The organism is Mycobacterium sp. HM-7 (assembly GCF_053852335.1).
On record NZ_CM132657.1, the window covers coordinates 3585871 to 3604498 of the forward strand.

The following is an 18628-nucleotide window of genomic DNA, read 5'->3' on the forward strand; positions in this document are numbered from 1 at the left end:
GAGGTATGGCCCAGATTTCGATCAGCGCAACGAGGCGGTGATCCCCGCCCTGACCACCGCCATGAAGCTCGTGAGATTCCCGATGAGAGTGTCGATGCTCGGCCGCGATTCAGCGTCGGGCTCGTAGTCGTGCAGCCAGTCGGCAACCGCCTCGAACAGACCGCCGACGGTCAGGACCGCCAGCGCGTGGAAGTCGAGCATGGCGTTGTCCGCGATCTCCGGGAACTCGCGACGTCGCCATAATTCTTCGACAAACGTTGCGGTCCAACGCCGATTCTCGCGGCGCTGACGCTCGACCCGTGGGGAGATGCCCGCGCATTCGCCGAACGCCACCACCGCGATCCTAGGGTCGTCGACCAGGGCGTGGGCGAACGCCGACAGCAGCCGCTCGACCATTTCGTCGTTGTCAGCGGCGGAGTCCTCGAGGATCTCGACAACGCGCCGCTCGATTCGCTCGGCGATCTGACGGAGCAACTCGATGTAGCAGTCTTCTTTGCTCTCGAAGGTTTCGTAGAACGCCTTGTTCCCCACGAACGCGTTCTGGCAGATCTGCTCGATCGAGGTGTTCGCGTAACCGTCGCGGGCGATCAGCTCGAATGCGGACGCCAGCAGTTGTTCCCGGCGATGGATTCGGCGCTGCTCGGCGTCGAGACCGCGGATCGTGCGCGGGCCCCGCGATGTCGCGGATCGTGCCGTGGTGGTGCCTTTGTCTGTGCCCGCCGACGGTCTGCCCATGGCCTGGGAGTGTAGTGGCGCTGAGCAAACGCGACGGGTTACGCCGCCTCAGCGTCGGCCACGCTGCGCCTTGCCCGGCTTTCGGGCAACCTTGCCTGTCGCAACCTTGCCCGCCGCGGCCCGCGCGGCCTGCTTGGCGAGGGTCTTCTCCCGCGCGCTGCGTTTCGGCGCCGGCTCGGCCTGGCCGCGAGACGAACTGGCCTTGCGGCCCCGCACGATGCCGATGAACTCCTCGACCAGCTCCGGCTGTTGCCCCTCCGGAAAGGCGAGTGCGACGGGGCAGGTGGGAGCGTCGGTGATCGGCCGGTAGGTGAGGTCCTTGCGGTGATACAGCCGCGCGAGTGACTGCGGCACGATAAGCGCCCCCATCCCCGCGGCGACGAGTTCTATTGCGCCCTCGGTGGTTTCGGGCCGGTGGTCGACAGGGAGGCCGGGAGCGTCTGCCCACGCGACCACGTGGTCGCGTGGCACGAGGATCGGCTCGCCCGCGAGGTCCGCGGCGGCGATCTCGTCGGCCGCGGTGAGCACGTGATCGGTCGGCACCACCGCCACCGTCGTCTCCTCATACAGCGAGATGACGGCCAGCCCGGTCGTATCCGCCGGCAGCCGGAGCAGCGCCACGTCGACGGCGCCCGCACGCAGCGCGTCGGCCGCGTCTGCCGCGGTGACGGGGTGCAGCACCAGCGCTGCCTCCGGATACCGCTCGGTCCAGATCCGCGCCCACTTCGCGGGCGTCCCGCCGGGGACGTACCCGAGAGTCAATGAGGCCGACGAGGACGGTGTCACGGCATCACGCTACCCAAACGCGCGTCGGGTGGGTCATTGTCAGCACCGATAATTGAGGCATGACCGGGCTCGGCATCTTCACGTTCCATCTCGTCGACATGCCCGTCACGGCGACAGTGCCGCTGCTGCGTCGACCACCGCAGCCCGGCCGGGGTGTCGGGGCTGCGCTACGCCGAGTGCCTGTCGTTGATGTGGCTCGGCGCTCCGACCATCACGAGATCCAGCGTCGAAAACTCCATCTCGCGGATCGTACGGGGTTACCGCATCGACGTACCGATAGGCTGATGCCCATGAGCAGGCCCAACGCGCAGTCCATGAAACCCGCCACCGCGGCGAAGAAGCTGGACGTGTACTTGCCCGCGACGCCTGCGGAGTTCCAGGAGAACGCGATCACCCGCGCCGAGCTCGCGGCCCTGCAGGCCGACCCGCCCGAGTGGCTCAAGGACCTCCGCAAGAACGGGCCGCACCCCAAGAACCTCGTGGCGGCCAAGTTGGGCGTCTCGATCGCCGGCCTCGCGCGCGGCGGCGTCGAGAAGGCGCTGACCACCGAGGAGATCGACGCGCTGATCGAGGAGAAGCCGGACTGGCTGATCATCGAACGAGAGAGCTACCAGCAGGTGCTGCGCGAGCAGCGGCGGATCAAGGCGCTGCACGCGGATCAGGCTCGCGAAGGCTGACGGACCGGTAGCCACCGGCCACCGGTCCTCACCGCGATACTCACCAGAGGTCGAAGCCGACGTTGGTGTTGGGATGGTGGCTGCTGAAGTTGTGGTTGATCCAGTAGTTCTTGGCGAGAAAGCCGGTGACGCCAGTGTTTGCGACATCGGTGTTGGTCTTCGAGTTGTTGACCTCGTAGGTGGCGGTGGGGCCGCCGACGCCGACCCGGTAGGCGGTGCAGATCGAGTGAATCGCCCTGTGGGGCAACAGCTGTCACGGTCTCGGTCGCACCGGGCGCGAGGAGCTTCCGGGGTCCGTCAACCCAGGAGCCGTTGGGACTCGTCCCGTCATTGAGCAGAAACTGAACCTTGTCGGTGTGGTTGGTGATCGTCATCGCGATGGTCGGCTCACCGGGATGAGTGACCGGCATGGTTCCGGCGTGGGCGATCGCGGCGAGGGACAGCGCGGCGGCGATCCCTGTTCCGGCGGCGGCGATACGAGCCGTCGTGATTTTCATGGGGCCTCCTGCGCGTGAATGTTGTTATCCGAGAAGGCGGTTGGTCCGTCTCTCTGACACCGACGACTATGCCGCGAATGGCGACGAGTCGGATTCCCCCGATCAGGCCATCTACCGGAGGAATCGCTTTCCACCGATCGGTGGACATCCCGGACCCGCCGGGGCCACGCTGGTCTGCTTTGGTAGAGCCGATGGCTGACACTCCGAACTCTCCGCTGGGCATCGCCACGTTCAACGTCAACGGGATCAGGGCGGCGCGCCGTCGCGGCTTCGACGCGTGGCTCGCCAACCGCGGGCTCGACGTGGTGGCCCTGCAGGAGTTGCGCTGCCCGCCCGAGCAGGTCGGCGCGTTCGACGGTTATCGCGCGGCAACCGACTGCGGCTCGATCCCCGGCCGTAACGGCATCGCGATCCTGACGCGCGAAGCGCCGTCGGATGTACGGAGCTGGATCTCGCATCCCCCGCGCACCCGGGGCCTCGGGACATTTGCGAACGAGGGACGGTACCTCGAGGTCGACCTCTCGAACGCTCCCCTCACAGTGGCGTGCCTCTACCTGCCGAAGGGTGGCCTGCCCGCGCACCTGCAGCGCCCCGGCGGCATGCGCGACCTGCCTGACGGCGGCGCCAAGTACGACCGGAAGATGCGCTTCCTCGGGGCGTTCGCGCGTGAACTGAGCCGGAACCGCCGCGCGGCACTCGCGGCGGGCCGCGAGTTCCTCCTGCTCGGCGACCTGAACCTGGCCCATCTTCCGCACGACGTGACCAATTGGCGGCCCGCACAGAAGATGGAGGGCTTCCTTCCTGAGGAACGGGCCTGGCTGGACGCACAGATCGGGCCGCGCACGCTCGTCGACGTGGTGCGGACGCTGCACGGCGACCGCCCTGGGCCGCTGTCCTGGTGGAGTTGGGCAGGCGAGTCGTTCGTCAAGGACGTGGGCTGGCGGATCGATCACCACCTGGCCACCCCGCGGCTCGGGCGGACCGCCGTGTCGGTGACCGTCGACAAGGAAGCCGAACCCGGCGCGCGGCTCTCCGACCACGCGCCCGTCGTCGTGCGGTACGCCTTCCCCTGAAGATGGCCTGAAGGCCGTCGACGTCGGTACTTCGTCACGCATGCGATGAGTTATACGCAGACCGGCTGTCTAACCCTGTGACGGCACCTGCGACCAGGCGCCGCAGACCCCAGGAGCTGCCCGATGCACGCCATGATCATCGTCCACCTGCCCGTCGCCGACGTCGCACGCTCGCGGCAGTTCTTCACCGGCCTCGGCTATCCGCTCAATGAGACCTTCAGCAGCGACAACGCCGTGACCCTGGTGCTGGGCGAGAACCAGTTCGCGATGCTGACGCAGCGCGATGTCTTCGACTCCCTGCACCCTGCCGAGACTGCCGACGCGTCCAAGACGAAGGAGTGCGTCGTCTGTCTGGGTGTCGACAGCCGCGAGTGCGTGGACAGGCTCGTGGACGGCGCCATCGCCACGGGCGCCACACCGGGCGATACCGACGACGAGGACTTCATGTACGGCCGCAGCTACCACGACCTCGACGGCCACTCCTGGCAGATCTTTTGGATGGATCCCGCCGCCGCCTGAACGCCGAATGGCCTCAGTGGCCCCCGCGCACACTTAGCAATGTGAGGGCGGCAGCCACCTCGATCGGGTTGCGGGCGAAGGGTTTCGGCAGCAGTTCGTCGATGCGGGCGAGACGCCGGTCGATGGTGTTGCGGTGGGTGTACAGCCGTTCGGCGGTGCTGGTGCGGTTAAGTCCCTCGTCCACGTAGGTAAGCACCGTCTGGTGCAACACCGGGCTGGCGTCCTTCAATTCACCGAGCACGTCCGCGACGAACTGGTCGGCCGACGACAGATCCGTGGACAACAGATCCACGAGGTGGACGTCTTCGTAGCGCACGATCGACAGCCCCGAGTCCAGGCGGGCCAGAAGCCGTTGCGCCGCAGCGGCATCCATGTGCGTCCGCCGGAAGCCGCTCATGCCCGCGGCCGGGCGGCCCAGAGCCACGCGCACACCAGGCCGTCTTCCCAGGCGCTCGGCAAGATCAGCAGCTGTCGGCGTTGCCTTCGCTGGTATCCACAGCCACAACGCAGCCGTCCCGGCGACCACCGTCAGCCGCCGGTCCGCGTCGCACGCCCGCATCACCTGTTCACTGGCGCGCTCGAGCAAGCCGACGTCCTGCTCCGAATCCACCCAGACCACTACGCCGATGTGCGAACCGGTCAGCGCGTAGCCGAGCTGAGCTTCAGCGCGCGATGGTGCGATGTCCGCGCCTTGGAGCAGCAGTTCGACAGTGGCGTAGCGCTGCAGCTGTGAGCCACCGGCGAACTCTTCTCGGACCCGGCCCACGTGTGCCGCCAGTTCCTCGATGGAATCGTCGACGAACGTCGCAAGCGAATTGCCCGTGATCTCGATGAGTTCACGAAGTTGCTCCGCATCGTCGGTCGCCTCGAAGCAGGCAACCAGCCACCATTTCCAACCGACACGTTGAGCGGATCGCCATGACGCGACATCGTCGGTGGTCAGGCCACGCAGGACCACATCACGTGCGTAGGTGCGCATGGCGCTTCCCGTCGCGGGAGCGACCCGGCGGCCCGGTTCGGCGATGTTGGACGTCAGCCAATGCTTGAGATTGGCGACCGTCAGACTTGCGTCAGCCTCCGCGAGTACCGGGTCGTCGGCGATCGCCCGGTACCGCGAGTCGCGCAGGGACGCCGCGGTCAAGTCGGCGACCACTTCCCCGGACCTCGTCAGCATCGTCTCGGCCAGTCCGCGGATCAACCGCCGAACAGGCTCGGATGCTTCGGGCCATAGCTGATCCAGCGCCATGCCCGGATTCTGCTCGTAGCCGCGTCCCGACGTCACGGAACCCCCGAAGATGTCTCCGGCCCGCGCGATGACCGGAGACATCGGTGCGACATCGCAGCGCCCGCTACAGGCCGAGGTGATCGGCGAGTTCGCGGTAGTCGACCATCCACAGGCCGGGCGAGCCCGTGGGGTACTGCGAGCGGAAGCCGAGGATGCGCTGAACGCGCTCCGGGAGGGTCTTCACCACTTCGCGATCGACCAGGAACGGGTAGGCCTCCTCCCCGACCAGGAAGCCCGGGTTGAACGCGAAGGACACCGCGCGGCGGTATTCATCCGCGGTGATGTTGGCGCCACCGCCGTGGGCGGTCTTGCCGCTGAAGAAGAGGGCATCGCCGGCGTTCATGATCGCGGGGACCGTCTGCTCGGGCGTGCCACGATCCTGGAAATCGGGCCACTTGTGGCTGCCGGGGATGACGCGGGTGGCGCCGTTCTCCTCGGTGAAGTCCGTGAGGGCGATGAGGAAGTTGAGGGTGATCTCCGGGCCGGCGGGGCCCATGCCGACGAACGGGTACCAGTTCTCGAGGTCGCGGTGCAGGAACTGCGGGCGGTTGCCGGGGCCGATCTCGATCACCTGGGCGGTCGTCATCCAGTATGTGCCCGATTCCTCGAGGAAGGTCGCATCACACAGGGCGTGCACCAGGTCGTGGTTGATGATCTCGTTCCGGAAGACCGGGCTGTGGGTGACCAGGTTCGTCAGGCGCTTGGTGTTGGCGCCGTGGAACTCGTTGACGATCTCGAGCTCGTGCTTGCCGCCGGGAGTCAGCGCGGTGAGGGGGGCTTCGATCTCGGCGTTGAATCGGGTGACCTGCTCAGGGGTCAGCAGGCCCTCGATGATCACCCCGCCGTCCTCGGCGACGACAGCGCGGATCTCCGCGACGTCCGCGGTGTGGGGAAGCTTCCTGAGGTTCGAAACAGCGGTGGTCATCGCGTTATCTCTTTCTGCAAGTTGAACTTTGGGGAGACGCCGAGCTGCTGGTGTGGCGTTCATCTCACTATCGCCGTTTCGCCGGTGGTGTGCCATGGCACCTCTCAACCAATCGAGCGGGCGGGCGGTGCATGTTGCACCATCGGCGAGAGTGCAGGTGCTTCGAGCAGCCGCGCACCTTTCGATGCCAGCGTGCGGGCGGGCAGGTCTCCCATGGACAGGAATCCGCTGGGCGCGTCGATCACCGCCGTCACGGCATTGACCGCCGCCGCGATGGTGCTGACGAAGGACTCGAAGCCGGTCAGCGATGTCACTTCGATCACCTGATCTGCGCCTTCGATGCGGTAATCGTCACCCGCGGTGAGTGAGTCACTCGGGTCGAAGAAGCCGAACATGATCTCCAGGTCGATCACCGCACGGCCGCCGCACAATCCGCGGGCGGCGTGGGTGACGGCCGCGATCTGGCCACGTTCGACGGTGACGTGCTCGCCGACGCGAGTGATCTCGCTGACCACCGCGGGCGACACCCGGCCAACCTCGATCGCGTCCAGGGTCCAGCCAAGGCCGCTCGCCAGCGCGCTGATCGATTGTTCGAAACCGTAGTGGCCGACCACCTCTCCGGATTCCTGTGCGGCACTGAACTGTTCGGGCGTCAGTCCCATGCCGAACTTCGACAGGATCGCTCCGTACCGGGACATGTTGGTGCGACGGCGGATGATCACGCGATCGACGCGCTGAGCGAGAGCGGTCAGCAGCAGCGGCAGGGTGTCCATGAGAACGCCGGGGTTGGCGCCGGTGCCCAGCACGGTCACGCCGTGCGCTTTGGCGGTGTCATCGAGACGACGCGAGATCTCGGGGTGACTCGACCACGGGTACGCCAGTTCCTCGCAGATACTCATCACGTTGTATCCACGCTCAAGTAGCGGCACGAGGGTGTCGGCGACGTGGTTCAGATCCGACGTCGTCGCGACGATCGCCAGGTCGGCCGGAGGCAGACTCGCGGGATCATCGACGACGGTCACGCCGGTCACCGCGCTGCCGACGAGCGTGCCGAGGTCGGTGCCGATCACCGCGGGATTGCGGTCGGCGGCACCGACGATCTCGACGTCGGTGCGACGCAGCAGGGATTGCGCCATGGCGCGGCCCGTGGCGCCCAGGCCTACCATCGCGATTCGTTGTGTCATTTTTCGCTGTCTTTCAGTGGGATTCGTGGTTCGGCAGTGTCGCTATTCCTGCCGGCCCGAGGCCGGCAGGAGCTTCCCCACAACGGGTCCGAGCGCGAAGGCGGCGATCAGGGAAACAATGATGACGACCGAGACCACGCGACTGTTCCCGGCGAGCAGATCGAGATTGAGCAGCATGATCGCCAGGATGGCGACCAGCCCCGCCATGCCGAGCAGTGGCGCGATCAGTGTCCGAGTCACCGGCGCCCCGTGCGGCTCGCGACGGAAGAACGCCAGCACCGCCGAGCAGGTGAGGATGAGCAGCACGACGTATCCGATCGACCCCAGACCCGATGTCCACGTGTAGATTTCGCTCATCGGGTCCAGCCCGATCACGATGCCGCCGGCCAGCACGGCGCCGGTGACGACCGCGACGGCCACCGCTCCGCGGTGCGGCGAGCCGTGCTTCGGGTGGCTCGCCGACAGCGGGGTCGGCAACAGACCCCGGGATGCCAGGGAGAAGGTGTAGCGGGCGAGGATGTTGTGCCACGTCAAGGCGGCCGCGAAGGTGCTGGTGACGAACATCGCCACGGTCAGGTCGGCACCGACGCGTCCGAGGTACTGCAGCGCCACAGCGGAGAACAGGCCCTCAGGGTCGGCTGTCGCCGCTTCGACAACTCGACTGTCGCCGACTCCGCTGATCACCGCCCACGAGGTGAACGTGTAGAAGAGTCCCACCACGACCACCGAAATGACCGTGGCTCGGCGTACCGTCCGGGCGGGATCGCGTGCCTCGTCCCGGAACACCGCCGCCGCCTCGATGCCGATGAAGCTCAGTACGGCGAAGATGAGGCCGACCCCGGGTGCGCCGCTGAATATCGTCTTCAGGGAGAACATCCCACCGGACAGGCCTTCCGGTCCACCGCCGCGCGCAACGATCCAAAAGTCCAGCGCGAGAACGATGCTCACCTCGGCGACCAGGAGGACACCCAGGACCTTGCCGGACAGCTCGACGTCCCGGTAGCCCAGGAACAACGTCAGCGCCAGTCCCACCCCGGCCCACAGCCACCACGGCGATGCCGGTCCGCCGTAGGACTTCACCAGCGCGTCGACACCGGTCCCGAACAGAATGAACAGCCCGATGAAGATGCACGTATACGACAACATGGCCAGATAGCCGGTGCCGATCCCGGCAGCTCGGCCCAGGCCCGCGTGCACGTAGGAGTAGAACGCCCCCGCCGAGCGGACGAACGGCGTCATCGTCGTGAAACCGATGACGAAGAGCAGCAGGACAACGAGGGTCGCCACGTAGCCGATGGGCAGGCCTGCGCCGTTCCCCAAGGCCAGGCCCAGCACCATCGGCCCGCCGACCACGCAGAGCGGGGCGGCCCCGGCGATGATCATGAGGGAGATCGAGCCGACGCCGAGCTTGCCGCTCAGGCGGGGCGTAGTACCGGGCTCAGCGGTGTTCGCGCTGGTGGTGATGTCCATCATCAGAACCTGATCACCGAGCGGATGCCGACGCCGCGCTTCATCTCGTCGAACGCGTCGTTGATCTCTGCGAGGTCGATGACGCGGGTCACGAGCGAGTCGAGATCAATGCGACCCCGCATGTAGTGCTCGACGAGCAGCGGGAAGTCGGTGGCGGGCTTGCTCGAGCCGTAGTTCGAGCCGATGAGGGAAAGCTCTTGATCCGACATGACGAACGGATCGATCGTGACCTTCATGCCGTCGGCCACCTGCCCCGCGACGACAGCGGTGCCGCCTCGGGCCAAGACCGCGTAGGCGGCTTCGATGGTCTGCGGCAGGCCGATGGCCTCGACGGCGACCTCGACGCCACGCCCGTCGGTGAGCTCCGCGATCCGGTCCGCCAGATTCTCCTGGGCGCTGTTGATGATGTCGGTGGCTCCGAAAACCCGTGCCTGCTTGAGCTTTTCGTCGGAGATGTCGGCGGCGATGATCTGCCGTGCACCGACCAGGCGCGCGCCCTGAATCGCGTTCAGCCCGACGCCGCCGCACCCGATGACCAACACGGTGTCACTCGGGCGCACCTTGGCGGTGTTGACCGCTGCGCCGACACCGGTGGTGACGGCGCAGCCGATCAGCGCCGACTGTTCGAAGGGGGCGTCCTCGCGGATCGCGATCGCACCCGATTCGGGCACCATGACGTACTGGCCGAAGGTGCCGACGCCGGCGAAGCTGAGGACGTCCGCGCCGTCAGCCGTGGTGATCCGGGACCGGCCGTCGAACGACAGGTGGTTGGCCGAATGTTGAGCGACCATGTCGCACAGGACGGGCCGGCCACTGATGCAGTACCGGCACCGGCGACAGGAGGGCGTCCAGGACAGCACGACGTGATCGCCCTTTTTCAGGGTCGTCACCCCGTCGCCCACGCTCTCTATGACGCCGGCGCCTTCGTGGCCGAGAATCATCGGGGTGGGGACGTCCCATTCACCGGCAAGAACGTGAAAATCACTGTGGCACACTCCACTTGCCTTGAGCCGCACGAGTACGTCGCCGGGCGGCGGGGTCGACGGGAGCGATACGGTTTCGATGGTCAGCGGCGCGTTCGGCGTCCTGAAGACGGCGGCGTCGAATTCGATGGTCATGGCAGGTGTCCTCTTGAGGGGTGGATGTGGTGGATCAGATGTGGCGGTGACGGTCGGCGGCTAGCCGCGAAGAGTGCGGATGAGCTTCTTGTTGGCGAACTCTTCGATGCCGGCCCGGCCGAGTTCGCGCCCGAAGCCGGATCGCTTGACGCCGCCGAACGGCAGTTCCATGCTGTCGAGGCCGACGCCGTTGACGAACACCATGCCTGCCTCGATCTGGTCGGCGACCCGCAGCGCCTGCTCAGGGTCCGTGGTGAAGACGTACGAGCCCAATCCGTAGGGCGTGTTGTTCGCCAGCTCGACAGCCTCGTCTTCGGACGCCGCTCGATACACGGTCGCCACGGGACCGAACAGCTCCTCGGTGGAGGACGGCGACGTCGGCTCTACGCCGGTCAGAACGGCGGGCGGGAAGTACGCCCCCTCCCGCGCGCCTTCGCAGACCAGTGTCGCACCGGCGTCCACGGCGCGCCGGACCTGCTGTTCCAGGCGCTCGGCGGCGGCGACCGAGGACAGCGGAGCCAGTGGCTCAGCTTGGGCCAGAACCTGTTTCGTGAACTTGTCGACGAATTCGTCGTAGAGCTCATCGGCGACGATGATGCGCTTCGCGGCATTGCACGCCTGACCCGTGTTTTCGAATCGGGCATCGATTGCGGCCTGGACGGTGGTATCGAGGTCATCGGATGACAGGACGATGAACGGGTCCGAGCCACCCAGCTCGAGTACCACCTTCTTCAGGTTGCGACCCGCCGTTTCCGCGACTGCCGCGCCGGCGCGCTCGGAACCGGTGAAGGAGACACCCTGCACCCTGGGGTCGGCGATGGCACCGGCGACCTGTTCATTGGTGGCATAGGTGTTGACATAGCAGCCTTCGGGAAAGCCGGCGTCGATGAAGATCCGCTGCAGGGCGGCTGCTGACTCCGGACACTGCGGCGCGTGCTTGAGCACGATGGTGTTCCCCAGGGCGAGATTGGGTGCGGCGAATCGGGCGACCTGGTAGTACGGGTAGTTCCAGGGCATGATGCCCAGCAACACGCCGATCGGCTGGCGGCGGATGAACGCAGTCCCTTCCCCCTCGATGAGCTCGATCGGCTCGTCCGCGAGGAACGTGGCGGCGTTGTCGGCGTAGTACTCGTAGATGGCTGCGCTGAACTCGATCTCGCCGACAGCCTGATCGACGGGCTTGCCCATCTCGCGGCTGATGATTTCCGCGAGTTCGCCGCTGCGCGAGTTGTGCAGCGCGGCAACATTCCTCAGCAGGTCGGCACGCTGAGTGACGGTGACCTGCCGTGACCAGTTCCGGTACGCGTCCGCGGCCGCGGCGAGGGCGGCCTCCACGGCCGCAGCTGTCGCTGTCGGGTACTCGCGTACCACTTCGCCGGTCGCCGGGTCGGTCACGGCATACAAGGGTGCGTTCATTTCGCGGGCTCCTGTTCGTGCTCAATCGATTTCGGTTGCAGTGCTGCTTCGAAGTCCGCACGCAGGGCCTTGCGATCGAACTTGCCGGAGGCGTTCAGGGGAAGAGCGTCGTACACGACCCAGCGGTCGGGAATCGCATAGTCGGGCAGGCAGGCGCGGAGAAACCCGACGAGTTCCTGCTCATCGAACGCCACGCCGGCGCGCGTCTCGATGGCGACGGCGACACGCTGCTGAAGAATGTCGTCGGCATACCCGAAAGCGCATGCCGCCGCGACTGTTTCGTGGCGAGCGATGTGGGACTCGACGAACGTGGGCATGATCTTCTCGCCGCCGCGGTTGATGACATCATCCGCCCGCCCGTGCAGCCACAGCAGGCCGTCGCCGTCGATCCGGCCGACATCGCCTGTGCGCAGCCACTGCCCGGTCATCTTCTCGGCCGTCAGCCGCGGCTCGTCCCAGTAGCCGAGCATGCGCGTCGGCCCACTCAGCCACACTTCGCCCAACCCGCCCGGCGCCACGTCATCGCCCGACTCGTCGACGATGCGTAGCTGGACGCCGGGCAACGGCAGTCCCACGGACTCGGCTTTCGTCGCCGCCAGGTCGCTGGGCAGGAACGTGCACACTGACGTGAACTCGCTCAGTCCGTACGCGTGCACCAGCTTCAGGTGCGGCCACCGCTGCTGCAGCTCCTGCACCCAGGCCTCGGGCATTGCGCTGCCGCCGTACATGATTGCGCGGACGCCGCTGAAGATCGCGTCAGCCTCGTCGTGGAGCATCAGCATTCGCAGCATGCTCGGTACCGCGGCGAGGAACGTGGCCGGGTGCGCCATCAGTTCTGCTGCCGCGTCACCAGTCCGGTAGCGCCGCAGGAGACTGGTGGTCCCTCCGGACGCGACCATGTGCGCCAATTGATCCGCGAAGCCCGTGTTGTGAAAGATGGGTACGACGATCAGGGTGCTGTCGGCCGGTCCCGTTTCGAAGTAGTCCGAGAACGCGTATGCCAGCTCGGCCATCGCGGCGCTGCTGATGACCGCGCCCTTGGGAGTTCCGGTGGTACCTGAGGTGAAGCTGATGAGGGCAGGGATGTCGCCCTTCTCTGAATGGTCGCTTGCGGCAACCGATTCGGCACTGCTGCGGCTGATTTCGCGCAGCAGCGCCGACAGCTCCAGGCACTGCGCACCGGTCAGGGTGGCGAGATCGGTTCCCCCGAGGCCGGCATCGTGAAGCACCAACTGGGCATCGACTTTCACGACCTGCGCGACGACCTGACTCTGCGCGAGACGGGTATTCATCGGGACGACGATCACGTGCGCGCGTTGACACCCGAGAAACGCGACAACCCATTCCAGGCTGTTTTCGCCGAGCAGCACCACGCGATCACCCATGCGCACGCCGCGATCGAGGAGCAGTACGCCGAAGCGCGTCATCGCGTCGTCGAGTTCCGACCACGTCAAAGTCGTTTCGCCGCAACGTAGTGCGGTGGCATCCGGCTGCGTGTCAGCCCAGTGAGCAACAGCGCCCGACAGGCTGGTGTGTCCGGTTTGCGGTGAGCGGATCATCGGCGTACTTCGGTCAGGGTTTGGATACCCGGCCCGAACCCGCCCAGCGACCGTCCGATGCGCTCGAACTCGCTGAGCGCGAACTGCCACGGAAGGACCTCCGGACCCCACGCCCCCGGCGGCGGACATTCGCGCAGCGCGGCAAGTGCGGCAACCGCGGCGCCGAGGCCGGTCCCGCGGGACATCGGGGCGTCGTCGATGAGTGCGAGCGCGCCCTGAACGCGAGCGCCGTCGAGAACCTGAATCAGCAGCGCTGTCAACGCTTTACCGGCCTTGGGCGCGGAGGAGGCCTGGTGGCGGGCCCACATCAGTTTCCAGAGGAACTCGGCCGGCTCGACATCGTGGCCGGCGATATCCACCAGGACGTCGTTGTGGCCGAAGCCGATGCGACCCAACGTCGAAAATGCCGCGTTGGCCCAGTCGGGCCGCAGCGATCCCTTACAGCTCGCGTTGCGCAGCTGGGGGAAGAATCTGCTGAGCGTGCGCGGCTCGGGGTGCGCGGTGTCGAAGGCATCGATGACACCGAGTGGTTCGGGAAAGGTGAATGTACCTACGGTTTCCGGCACAAAGCCCGGCGACTGCACCCACTGGCCGTCGCGCCACACCGGGCACGGCGTCACCGCCATGTGGAGCATGTGGCGCAGCGGAGCCAGCCCTCCCGGATCGCGCTCGTGTGTTGCCCACACCACCTGGACGCCGTCGCTGTCGGGAAATTCGTCGAGCAGGCGGGCAGCGCACCAGTTGGACACGCCGGGCGACCAGCCGGCACCGCTGATGAGCGCGACGCCGGCGCGCTGTGCCTCGGCATCCAGGGCCAAGACGGTTTCGGTCGCCTCGAGGTCGTCACCGATATCGATGTACGTCGTACCCGCGCGCAGCGCGGCCTGTGCCAGTCCGTCGGATCCGGCGAAGAACGGTCCGGAAAGGTTGAGCACCACGTCGACACCGTCGAGGTCCACCGACTCCGCGGTGACGTCGACGACGCGCCCCCGGACGCGCGCCGGATCGAGCGACTCCGCGCGCCGTACAGCTTCGGGCGCCCGATCCATCGCCAGGAACTGTGCATCCGGGAGTTGCTCGAGCAGAATCCGCAGCGCGGCGCTCCCCATCTGCCCCAGGCCGGCAATACCCACTGACACCATGTCGAACCTCTTCCAATACGGCAGGTTCACCTGCCAGACCTGCGCGAACGAACATTCGTTAAGCTAGCGTTGGCCATGGCTTCCGTCAATAGGTGGCGCCGAGTCAATTGCCGACAGCCCGCCCACGACACCGCGACAACCGCCGCGGCAGGCGAACATCCGCCCAGCACACAGACCGACGACACTGGGCACACCGGTGAGCCGGGTACGCACTCGAGCGCCGTAACCTTGGACTCAGCTGCTGACTAGGAGGACAGATGACCGCCGCACGAGGAACCTCGGCTCGGCCCGCCTCGAGCGCTTCGGAACTCGACCACTCAGCCGACATCGCGAACCTCGGCCGGGTCTTCGATCTGGATGTCATGCGCGAACGCATCCTGGCGGCGGCCATCACCAACGTCGCCGACCACGGATTCGGCGCCTTCACAGTCCGGGAAGTCGCGGCCGTCGCCGGCATCAAAGCGCCCGGACTCTACAGCCACTTTCCGTCGAAGGAGGCAATCCTCACCGAGGCCGTCTCCCGGGTACTGGCCGACTTCCTGGACAACTCAACGCATGTCGACGGTGTCGATCCCGAAGCAGACCTGCGCGAGACGGTGCGTCAGCACGTGCTCTACCAAATGCACAACATGCACATCGCCCGCGTGGCGGATCTGGTTCTCTACACCGCCTCCGCCGGCCAGTTCTTGTCGACCGACGACTACGACAGATTGCTGGCCCTGCAGAGTGCCCACCTGAATCTGGTGCGCGATCGCGTTACCGCCTTCGCGCCCGACGTGCCGGAAACCAAGGTCACCGTCGCCGCCATGGCGATCATCGCGATGTGTGATCGTGTCGCGAACTGGTTCCCGGCAGGCGGTGCCCTGGGCCCCGAAGAACTGGCCGAGCTGCATTGGCAGCTCATTCGCGCCATGCTGGTCGGACTGGGTCCGGATCACTCGTAACAGCGACGGTCACCGTACCGTCCGCCCGGGTCAGCCACCCGAGGCGATTCCACGTCCGCTTTGCCGTCAGAGCAAGCGGGCCGCCCGTCATCCATCTCATCGCGGCGAACCAGCACCGCACCCCTAAATCTCAAGGGCGCGAGCGTTATTCGTGGACCTCACCGAGAGTCGCCATCACTGGATCAAACCAACCGTTGACATGACTTTCGCGCGGCAGTAACCTACGTCACTCATACGAACGAATATTCGTTCGGTCACTCTCCCGCAGTCCGCCGGCGTAGTCGGGCGCAATCCGAATTTGATCAACAAAAGGACAGCAGATGAGTCTGCCCGAGTTGGCGGCCACGCGTGTCGCCGCCGCAGGTGCCGTCGCGTGGGTCGTGATTCGACGTAATACCAAACAGCGCAATACGTTTCATGCACATACCGCGTGGCCGATGAATGTCACGCAGGAACGAGTGAGTTCCGACGGCGCTCAGGACAGGCTCGAAAGCTCCCGCATCGTGGCGCACGCGAAGAGCCGGTGGTCCGTCTTCGCCGCATACGGACTCCTGGCCGCCGCCACCCAGGCGCTCGTGGTGAACTACGCGCCCGTGACCGGCGACGCGGCCCGGCATTTCGGCGTGTCGATCGCCGCAATCGGTTGGCTGTCACAGGTTTTCCCGCTGATCTACGTGCTGCTCGCCATTCCCGCTGGCCTGGCACTCGATCGGTTCTTCCGGCCGGCCCTCATCGCAGGCGCGGTGCTCACCGCGGCCGGCGCGTTCCTGAGACTGGTCGCCGGTGACTTCACCTGGACACTGATCGGGCAGGTGGTCGCGGCGGTGGGCCAGCCCTTCGTCCTCAACGCGATTCCCGGCCTCGCCGTTGGCTACCTCGCCATAAAGGACCGCGCCACCGGCATCGCCGTCGCGTCCTCCGCCACATTCGGCGGGATGGTCGTGGGATATCTGCTCGGCGCGTGCCTCCCGGGCGAAAACCACGTCCACACCTTGACCGTCATCACTGCGCTGCTCGCCCTCGACGCCGGGCTGTGTCTCCTTGCGGCGCTTCGCTTCGCACAGCCACTGGGCGGTCCAGAGTCCATTCGCACGACCGGAGGAATCCGGGCCTTCCGCACCGCATTCGGCAACCGCTATCTCCGGCGCTTGTGCGCGGTCGTCGCCATCCCGATGGGCACGTTCATCGCGCTCGCGACGTTCGTCCAGCCACTGCTGGAGCCTTCGGGCGTCTCGGAATCGACCGCCGGCCTTGTCTTGGCCGTCACTATGATCGCCGGCGTCATCGGCTGCGCCGTCGTACCGGTGTGGGCCGATCGACACCGCCGGGAAGTCCAGATCATGGGCGTCGGAATCGGTTTCACCGCGGTGGCGTGCCTGCACCTGGCACTGGCACCAAGTACGACGATGGCCTTCCTGACGCTGATCGGGGTGGGTTTCGTATTGCTGCCGGCGCTGCCCATCGTGCTGGCCCTGAGTGAGCGCCACGCCCCCGATGCCGAGAGCACCGCCGCGGGACTCATCTGGATGGCCGGCAATCTGGGCGGCGTCGTCATCGCCACCGTCGTCGGGCTGCTCGTCACGCATCCGGCGACAGCTTTCCTCACTCTGGCCGCGGCGACCCTCATGGCAATGCCGGCGCTTCGCTGGTTCGACCGACTACAGCGCCACGAAGCTGCCCCCTGAGCACCTGGGCGGCCGCCGACCAGAAGTGGGCCACACAGCGGGAATTCAGATATGTGCACCATGCACCACTCCGGGACCAAAAGGGGTGAGCACCGTCGTTGTGACCCAGCTCACCAGACGGCGACAGTAGTCCACCACCTGACGAGAAACGCCGGGAAGTCTTTCCCGTCACTTGCCGGCGTCCCGCCATCAACCGCACTTCGAGAGGAATCACCATCATGAAGGACCTCGTATTCCTGGCGGCCGCTGTATGGCTGGCGGCTGTCGGCTACTACATCGGATGGAAGTTCATCCGCGACTACGGCAACTACCTGCTCGGCCTGGAGTCCTTGATCGTCGGAGTTTCTGCCACCAATTTCCTCGTCGGGTCGCTGCTCGGCGCCACGGAGGGCGGGATCGCCTTCGACGTCTCCTTTTTCCTCGACGCGTTCTCCCGGTCGGTCGGTTTCACCCTGATCCTCGTCATGGGCCTGATGGCGGTCACCCACCGGTACAAGCCGACGGTCGCTGTCGAGGTCGGTGTCTTCGGACTGGCCGCCGTCGCCGCGATGTTCCTGAGGAAGTTCCACGACGAGACTCTCCACGTCGGACCGGCGACGTTCTACCTGATCGCCAATCTGCTGACGACAGCATTCCTGGCGTACTTCGTCAAGAAGGTCTGGGACGCCGGCGCCCAGAAGCTCGCCATCGCAACAGGTTTGGTCACTGCGGCCGCGACGGCCATCGCGATCACCTACGACTTCTGCCCGCTCCCCTTCGACGACCAGAACCGCACGCTCTTCTACACCGCCGCGCTGGCGACGTGGGGCGCCCAGGGGGTCATCTACCTTCTTGCCTACCGTGCACTGCATTCCGCCAACGTGGCCGCGGGCACACAGACGAGCTCGAGTCAACGAGCAGACCTCCGGCACAGCTTCGGATGATTTCGATACCCAAAATGAAAGGAACACAATGAGATTGAAGGTTGCACCCTCTCCCGCCCTTGCCGCTGCGGCAGTCGCTGCGTCGGTGGCGAGCCTGTGCATGGCACCCGCGGTACATGCCGCACCGGTCGACATGGCTCCGCAGGTCTACGACAAGGTCTCCCCGGATGGTTGGCATCTGAATCTGCAGATCAAGAACGAGGTCGTGAACTCCGTTCCCAATCTCGCCGCGGCGGCCAACTCCCGTGAAGCATTCGTCACCGCCACCGCGACCGCCACGGCGACCGGAGGCGGAAGTCCGATCCAGGACAGTCTTTTCATCCTCGGCTATCAATTGGGCTGCCAATCGGACGTTTCGGCAGGTCTGGTGATGGGCGGCACCGGCGGCGTCGCGGGTTCGGCCGGCGTGCCGTCCGGCGTCGGCGGCACCATCGGCGCTGCCGGATTCTTGGAAACCATTGTGCAGCCTGGCGTCATCGTCGATCTGCCGATGACCAACATGGCACTGAGCCCGGGCAACACCGCGTCACTGGGCGTCGACAACCTGCACATCAAAGCCGACGCCTGTGGCGGCGACGTCAACATCCGCTCGTACGCATACTTGCGGATCTCGACTGCCGCCAGCCATTTCTCGTACGCCATCTACGGCGACCCGATCAAGATCTGACCTGTCCCGAGAAAAGAGAGCTC

The 18628-nt window shown here is 66.2% G+C and carries 18 protein-coding genes; 7 read left to right on the forward strand and 11 right to left on the reverse strand.

Annotation, left to right across the window (positions count from 1 at the left end; translation table 11 throughout):
* Window positions 1-21 precede the first annotated feature (21 nt).
* Together ACWW1C_RS17270 and ACWW1C_RS17275 are read right to left on the reverse strand one after the other, a co-directional pair.
* On the reverse strand, window positions 22-735 hold the full coding sequence (locus ACWW1C_RS17270) for a TetR/AcrR family transcriptional regulator (RefSeq protein WP_455979514.1): 714 nt from the start codon (window positions 733-735) through the stop codon (window positions 22-24).
* A 48-nt stretch (window positions 736-783) separates the two neighbouring features.
* Window positions 784-1521: a LysR family substrate-binding domain-containing protein gene (locus ACWW1C_RS17275; RefSeq protein WP_455979515.1), complete on the reverse strand. Its 738-nt coding sequence runs from the start codon at window positions 1519-1521 to the stop codon at window positions 784-786.
* Between the two features lie 290 nt (window positions 1522-1811).
* On the opposite strand from ACWW1C_RS17275, the gene ACWW1C_RS17280 reads away from it, so the two are divergent.
* Window positions 1812-2198, forward strand: a complete 387-nt coding sequence (locus ACWW1C_RS17280; RefSeq protein ID WP_455979516.1) for a DUF5997 family protein — start codon at window positions 1812-1814, stop codon at window positions 2196-2198.
* Window positions 2199-2238: 40 nt separating this feature from the next.
* Here the strand turns inward: ACWW1C_RS17280 and ACWW1C_RS17285 are convergent, their stop codons facing one another.
* Window positions 2239-2445, reverse strand: coding sequence for a hypothetical protein (locus ACWW1C_RS17285; RefSeq protein WP_455979517.1), 207 nt, complete (start codon window positions 2443-2445; stop codon window positions 2239-2241).
* A gap of 441 nt (window positions 2446-2886) precedes the next feature.
* On the opposite strand from ACWW1C_RS17285, the gene ACWW1C_RS17290 reads away from it, so the two are divergent.
* Both ACWW1C_RS17290 and ACWW1C_RS17295 read left to right on the forward strand, forming a co-directional pair.
* Window positions 2887-3768 carry an exodeoxyribonuclease III gene (locus ACWW1C_RS17290; RefSeq protein ID WP_455979518.1) on the forward strand — a complete coding sequence of 294 codons (882 nt, stop codon included), beginning with the start codon at window positions 2887-2889 and terminating at the stop codon, window positions 3766-3768.
* A 123-nt stretch (window positions 3769-3891) separates the two neighbouring features.
* The gene (locus ACWW1C_RS17295; protein WP_455979519.1) at window positions 3892-4287 is read left to right on the forward strand and encodes a VOC family protein; all 396 of its coding nucleotides are present in this window, start codon (window positions 3892-3894) and stop codon (window positions 4285-4287) included.
* 13 nt (window positions 4288-4300) lie between these two features.
* Here the strand turns inward: ACWW1C_RS17295 and ACWW1C_RS17300 are convergent, their stop codons facing one another.
* The 8 genes from ACWW1C_RS17300 to ACWW1C_RS17335 form a co-directional block, all read right to left on the reverse strand.
* The gene (locus ACWW1C_RS17300; protein WP_455984332.1) at window positions 4301-5533 is read right to left on the reverse strand and encodes a PucR family transcriptional regulator; all 1233 of its coding nucleotides are present in this window, start codon (window positions 5531-5533) and stop codon (window positions 4301-4303) included.
* Between the two features lie 103 nt (window positions 5534-5636).
* A complete protein-coding gene (locus tag ACWW1C_RS17305) occupies window positions 5637-6497 on the reverse strand; it encodes a phytanoyl-CoA dioxygenase family protein (RefSeq protein WP_455979520.1) in 861 nt (286 codons plus the stop codon).
* 104 nt (window positions 6498-6601) lie between these two features.
* Window positions 6602-7681, reverse strand: a complete 1080-nt coding sequence (locus tag ACWW1C_RS17310) for a Gfo/Idh/MocA family oxidoreductase (protein ID WP_455979522.1) — start codon at window positions 7679-7681, stop codon at window positions 6602-6604.
* A gap of 42 nt (window positions 7682-7723) precedes the next feature.
* The gene (locus ACWW1C_RS17315; RefSeq protein ID WP_455979523.1) at window positions 7724-9151 is read right to left on the reverse strand and encodes an APC family permease; all 1428 of its coding nucleotides are present in this window, start codon (window positions 9149-9151) and stop codon (window positions 7724-7726) included.
* 2 nt (window positions 9152-9153) lie between these two features.
* A complete protein-coding gene (locus ACWW1C_RS17320) occupies window positions 9154-10269 on the reverse strand; it encodes a Zn-dependent alcohol dehydrogenase (RefSeq protein ID WP_455979525.1) in 1116 nt (371 codons plus the stop codon).
* A gap of 60 nt (window positions 10270-10329) precedes the next feature.
* Window positions 10330-11685, reverse strand: coding sequence for an NAD-dependent succinate-semialdehyde dehydrogenase (locus tag ACWW1C_RS17325; protein ID WP_455979526.1), 1356 nt, complete (start codon window positions 11683-11685; stop codon window positions 10330-10332).
* On the reverse strand, window positions 11682-13139 hold the full coding sequence (locus ACWW1C_RS17330; RefSeq protein WP_455979527.1) for a class I adenylate-forming enzyme family protein: 1458 nt from the start codon (window positions 13137-13139) through the stop codon (window positions 11682-11684). The genes ACWW1C_RS17325 and ACWW1C_RS17330 overlap by 4 nt, the downstream gene beginning before the upstream one ends.
* Before the next feature lie 101 nt (window positions 13140-13240).
* Window positions 13241-14386: a saccharopine dehydrogenase family protein gene (locus ACWW1C_RS17335; RefSeq protein ID WP_455979529.1), complete on the reverse strand. Its 1146-nt coding sequence runs from the start codon at window positions 14384-14386 to the stop codon at window positions 13241-13243.
* Window positions 14387-14643: 257 nt separating this feature from the next.
* Here ACWW1C_RS17335 and ACWW1C_RS17340 point away from each other — a divergent pair, with 257 nt between their 5' ends.
* From ACWW1C_RS17340 to ACWW1C_RS17355, 4 genes are all read left to right on the forward strand, one after another.
* On the forward strand, window positions 14644-15330 hold the full coding sequence (locus tag ACWW1C_RS17340; RefSeq protein WP_455979530.1) for a TetR/AcrR family transcriptional regulator: 687 nt from the start codon (window positions 14644-14646) through the stop codon (window positions 15328-15330).
* 458 nt (window positions 15331-15788) lie between these two features.
* Window positions 15789-17015, forward strand: a complete 1227-nt coding sequence (locus ACWW1C_RS17345) for an MFS transporter (RefSeq protein ID WP_455979532.1) — start codon at window positions 15789-15791, stop codon at window positions 17013-17015.
* 218 nt (window positions 17016-17233) lie between these two features.
* Window positions 17234-17938, forward strand: coding sequence for a transporter (locus tag ACWW1C_RS17350; RefSeq protein ID WP_455979533.1), 705 nt, complete (start codon window positions 17234-17236; stop codon window positions 17936-17938).
* A 100-nt stretch (window positions 17939-18038) separates the two neighbouring features.
* Window positions 18039-18605: an MspA family porin gene (locus ACWW1C_RS17355; RefSeq protein WP_455984333.1), complete on the forward strand. Its 567-nt coding sequence runs from the start codon at window positions 18039-18041 to the stop codon at window positions 18603-18605.
* The last annotated feature ends 23 nt before the right edge of the window (window positions 18606-18628 follow it).